The sequence below is a fragment of the Tissierella praeacuta genome (assembly GCF_040396155.1).
Taxonomy (GTDB): Bacteria; Bacillota; Clostridia; order Tissierellales; family Tissierellaceae; genus Tissierella; species Tissierella praeacuta_A.
On record NZ_JBEBOY010000086.1, the window covers coordinates 1 to 5,419 of the forward strand.

The window sequence follows — 5,419 nt, forward strand, 5'->3', positions numbered from 1 at the left end:
TATTTATATCTAATGATTTTTAACTTTAAAATTATTTAATTATGCTCATCTCTATTATAACATTTTATCAGATTTTCAATATTGTTTAAATAGCAGTTACAAAAATTATTAACATGATGTTAAAAGGTATAGGTTTAAAGTAATTCACAATAGGCATAATTTATGATAACATAAGTAAATAAAGAGAATCTTGGAGGAATAATTTATGTATAATATATTGGCCATATTGTTTAAATATATATTTATTGTAATTATATATTTATTCATTTTTAGTATTATTAGACTTATATATTTAGATATAAGAGGAATTGAAGGAGTATCATCAGATGCTAGAGTGTATTTAAAACTTATTAATAGAAAAGATTCTTTACCATATAAAATAAAAGAACATTATTCTATTAATGATGCTATTTCTTTAGGGAGACATGGAAATAATACAATTGTAGTAAAAGATCCATTTGTTTCTAAAAGGCATTTTCAAATAACAGAAGATGAGGGAGATTATTATCTAGAAGATTTAAATAGTGCCAATGGTACATATTTAAACGGAGATAGGATATTCGATGTAATAAGATTAGAAGACGGGGATATTATTAGAGCAGGGCAAATAGAATTTTTATTTGTAGATAGATGATAGGAGAATATTATGTTTAAAAAAGCAATTAAGGAAAAATTACCAAGGAATTTATTGTTTATTTTTGAAGTTCTAGCTTTGTTTCTATTGCTAATTTATCAAGGACAAAAAATTGATAGATTGACTATGGGTACAGGATTAGGTTTAGTGCTAATAATATATTTATCCAATTATATATTAACTAAAGTTTCAACTGGAGATAACTATATATTTTTGATTGTTACTATGCTAATATCCATAGGAATTATAATGATATATAGAATTGATGAAGGACTAGGGATTAAACAGTTAATATGGTTATCTATTGGCATATTTATATTTTTTATAACTTATTTTATTTTAAAATATATAAGGGGGTGGGAAAACTGGTTTTATATTTATATGATAGGTGCTTACGCTCTTTTTCTCATAACCTTTATATTTGGAAGCAGAAGAAAGGGAGCCATAAACTGGGTAAATCTAGGCAAAATTGCATTTCAACCATCTGAAATCATTAAGCTTTTACTTATTTTTATATTGGGAGCTTATTACTCTAATATTTCGAAATGGAAAGAAAAAAAGTATTCCTCTTATTGTTTAATGGGAATAGTATATTCATTCATTGTATTACTGTTTTTACAAAGAGATTTAGGTACATCTTTAGTATTTTATGCAATATTTATTGCAATTCAATTTATTTATGAAGAAGATAGAAAGTTGATATTATATAATATTGGACTTTTTACCATTGGCGGAATATTAGGATATACATTATTTGACCACGTTAAAATTAGATTTCAAGCTTGGCTAAACCCTTGGAAGTATATAGAAAGACAGGGATATCAAATAACCCAATCATTATTTGCCATTGCAGAAGGAGGGTTTTTTGGCAGTGGATTAGGTCTTGGACATCCAGATTTTATACCAGTAGTATATACAGATTTTATTTTTTCAGCTATTTGTGAAGAAATGGGGATATTTACTGGAATAGGAATAATAATGTTATTTATGATTTTAGTATATAGAGGATTCAAAATAGGTATATCTCAAGAAAACAAATTCTACAAAATACTTGCATTAGGTATTAGTACTTTATTTGGAGTACAATCCTTTATTATATTAGGTGGTGTACTTAAGATGATACCTTTAACAGGATTGACTTTACCTTTTGTTAGCTATGGAGGCAGTTCAATAGTATCTAGCTTTATGGCCCTTGGAGTATTGCAAGTATGCTCAGAGGAAATAGAAATAAAGGAGGTAGCTGATGAACAAGGAGAATAGAAGAATAGTTGTTGTCTTAATGGGATTTTGCTTAATGTTTACATCTTTAATAGTATATATTAGCTATTTCCAAGTTTTTAAGGCAGAGGCAATAAAAAATAATGGATATAATAAAAGGCTATGGATTAATGAAGAATCAATACTAAGAGGTTCCATATTTGATAGAAATGGAAAAACATTGGCATATAGTGAAAAAATAGATGATATATATAAAAGATACTATATATATGGCAGATTATACAGTCACATAATAGGATATAGTTATCGAGAATATGGCAAGTCAGGCTTAGAACTTCAATATAACAACACTTTATTGAATATAAATGAAAATGCAACAATAAATGAAATAAAAAATATTGTAGCACCTACTACTGAGGGAAATTCAATTAAATTAACTATAGATCATGAACTTCAATCTAAGGCAAGAACATTATTAAAGGGTAAGAAAGGCTCTATTGTGGCAATGAATCCTAGTACAGGAGAGGTATATGCAATGGTTAGTCTTCCAGACTTTGATGTTTCAAATTTGAAGGAAGATTGGAAGGCCATAACAGAGAATACAGATAGTCCACTAGTTAATAGAGCTACTCAAGGACTATATCCTCCAGGTTCTACATTTAAGCTTATAACTACTATTGCTGCTTTAAACACAGCGAATTTTGATACATCTTATAATTGCACAGGTAGCACAAAGATTAATGGATATGTATTTAAAGACTATCAAGGAAGTGCTCATGGAAATATTGATTTAAGACAAGCTTTAATTAAATCTTGTAACACATATTTTACCACAAAATCCATTGGAATAGGAAAGGATAGATTAGGTAATACAGCAGAGAAATTTATGATAAATAATAATATACCCTTTGATTTGCCTGTGAAGAATTCACAGTTTCCTTTTAAAGAAAATCTAGATAAAACAGATGTAGCTGCTTCTGCAATTGGGCAAGGAAAAATATTAGTTACACCATTAAATATGGCTTTAATAGCATCTGGAATAGCCAATGATGGGCAGATAGTAAAGCCTATTCTTGTAAAGGAGATTACATCAAAGGATAATAAAGTTTTAAAGAAAAATACTACTGAAGTTCTATCTCAAGGTACTGATATGATTACAGCAAATGAGCTTAAGGATATGATGATAGATGTAGTTAAATCAGGAACAGGAAAGAATGCAAAAATAAAAAATATAAAGGTTGCTGGAAAGACTGGTACTGCTGAGAATTCCTCAGGCAAATCTCATGCATGGTTTGTTGGTTTTGCGCCAGCAGATGATCCAAAAGTTGCAGTTGCCGTCATATTAGAGGAGGAAGGCTCAACAGGGGGAAAATCAGCAGCACCTATAGCTAGGGACATTATGATACAGGCAATAAATAATATTAATGATTAAGAGGAGGTAATGGGATGGCAAGTAATAAAGAAATACCTGAGAGAAAAGATATTCAAAAAGAATATCAATGGGATTTAGAGTCTATGTTTTATGATTTTGGGGAATGGGAGAAGTCCTATAATAAAGCTAAAGATATGGCTAAGGATTTTGCCTTATATAAAGGTAAAGTAGTATCTAGTGCTGAAAATTTTTATAATGTACTTAAAGATAGGGATGAACTCTATAGGATAACTGGACATTTATATTCATATGCTCATATGAAATTAGATGAAGATACTAGGGAAGGAAAATCTCAGGAACTATCAGATAAAGGCTTAGGTCTTTATGTGGAAGTAGAAGAAAAAACTTCATTCTTAGTACCAGAGATATTAACTTTAGAGCCTAATATATTAGAGGGATACTTTCAAGAAAAACCAGAATTGAAACTATATAAACAATTTATTGAAGATATAATGAGACAAAAAGAACATATACTTTCTTCTAGGGAAGAATCTATATTGGCTCAAATGGGAGAAGTGGGCAATTCACCGCAGAAGATATTCTCAATGCTAAATAATGCTGATTTGAAATTTCCAACTATTGAGGATGAGGAAGGCAAAAAGGTTGAAATCACCCATGGTAATTTTATTCCACTTATGGAGTCAAAGAATAGAGATGTAAGAAAAAGAGCCTTTGAAGCACTATATGGCACTTATGAAGGGTTCAAAAATACATTTGCAGCTGTATTAAATGGAGATTTAAAAAATAATATATTTAATTCAACCATAAGAAATTATAAATCAAGTAGAGAAGCATCCTTAGATCAAAATAATGTGCTTTTATCTGTTTATGATAATTTAATTAATTCTATACATAATAATTTAGATATTATGTATAAATACATGGAAATTAGAAAAAGAGCTTTAGGAGTAAAGGAACTTCATATGTATGATTTATATACTCCAATAGTGAAGGATGTGGATTTGAAAATACCATATGAAGAAGGAGTAGAAATAGTAAAGAAGGCATTAACTCCACTTGGTGAAGAATATATGAAAGTAGTAGAAGAAGGATTTAGTTCAAGATGGATAGATGTATATGAAAATAGAGGAAAAAGATCCGGTGCATATTCAGGAGGTTCATATGATTCTAAGCCATTTATACTATTAAATTATCATGATACATTGGATAATGTATTTACAGTGGCTCATGAATTAGGACATTCAATTCATAGTTATTTTACAAGAAAGACACAGCCTTTCGTTTATGGAAATTATTCCATATTTATAGCTGAAGTTGCATCTACTGCAAATGAATCTTTACTTATGGATTATATGTTAGATAATGTTAAAGATAAAAATGAGAAACTATATTTATTAAATCATTATTTAGAAAGTTTTAGAACTACAGTATTTAGACAGACCATGTTTGCAGAATTTGAGAAAATGATAAATGAATACCTTGAAAGTGGTGGAGCTCTAACTGCAGACTATCTATGTGAAACATATAAGGATATCAATAAATTATACTATGGTCCAAATATGGTAGTAGACGATGAAATAGGAATGGAATGGGCAAGGATACCTCATTTCTACTATAATTACTATGTGTTCCAATATGCAACAGGCTATTCAGCAGCTGTGGCATTGTCTCAGAAAATATTGGAAGAAGGAAAACCAGCGGTAGATAGATATCTAAACTTCCTAAAGAGCGGAAGTTCAGATTATCCGATAAATGTATTGAAATCAGCAGGAGTAGATATGACAACAGAAGAACCAGTAAACAATGCAATGAAATTGTTTAGAAAACTAGTTGATGAAATGGATAAACTAATATAGTTACAAAGGATAAGGGGGAAGCCAATGTATACTGTAAGAGCAAGACCTGATGCTATTTCAATGATATATTCATATATTAGTCTTATAATATCTCTAGCTATAATAGGTTTAGGCATCTACTTGTTCATAAGGATAATTAAAGCTACGAAAGATATTGGAAAGATGAAGGAAGATATGGAGAAGATAGTTGAAATTTTAGATAAAAAAGACTAACAATAAGTATCATTTTTGGTGCCAGGCACCAGAAATGATACTTATTAATAGATAGTGTTAACTAGAGTATGAAAAACTAGATTAAAGGAATTTAGCCTAAATAGA

At 29.4% G+C, this 5,419-nt stretch carries 5 protein-coding genes; all 5 read left to right on the plus strand.

The genetic code is table 11. The annotated features are described in order from the left end of the window. Window positions 1-205: 205 nt before the first annotated feature. The 5 genes from ABWP20_RS18200 to ABWP20_RS18220 are packed head-to-tail and all read left to right on the plus strand — an operon-like array spanning window position 206 to window position 5,314. The gene (locus ABWP20_RS18200; protein ID WP_353097780.1) at window positions 206-634 is read left to right on the plus strand and encodes an FHA domain-containing protein; all 429 of its coding nucleotides are present in this window, start codon (window positions 206-208) and stop codon (window positions 632-634) included. Window positions 635-646: 12 nt separating this feature from the next. After that, window positions 647-1,894 carry an FtsW/RodA/SpoVE family cell cycle protein gene (locus ABWP20_RS18205; protein WP_353097782.1) on the plus strand — a complete coding sequence of 416 codons (1,248 nt, stop codon included), beginning with the start codon at window positions 647-649 and terminating at the stop codon, window positions 1,892-1,894. Further along, a complete protein-coding gene (locus tag ABWP20_RS18210; RefSeq protein ID WP_353097784.1) occupies window positions 1,878-3,284 on the plus strand; it encodes a peptidoglycan D,D-transpeptidase FtsI family protein in 1,407 nt (468 codons plus the stop codon). Before ABWP20_RS18205 ends, ABWP20_RS18210 begins: the two co-directional genes overlap by 17 nt. A gap of 14 nt (window positions 3,285-3,298) precedes the next feature. Then, window positions 3,299-5,101: an oligoendopeptidase F gene (gene pepF, locus ABWP20_RS18215; RefSeq protein WP_353097785.1), complete on the plus strand. Its 1,803-nt coding sequence runs from the start codon at window positions 3,299-3,301 to the stop codon at window positions 5,099-5,101. A 24-nt stretch (window positions 5,102-5,125) separates the two neighbouring features. Beyond that, the gene (locus tag ABWP20_RS18220) at window positions 5,126-5,314 is read left to right on the plus strand and encodes a hypothetical protein (RefSeq protein ID WP_353097787.1); all 189 of its coding nucleotides are present in this window, start codon (window positions 5,126-5,128) and stop codon (window positions 5,312-5,314) included. The last annotated feature ends 105 nt before the right edge of the window (window positions 5,315-5,419 follow it).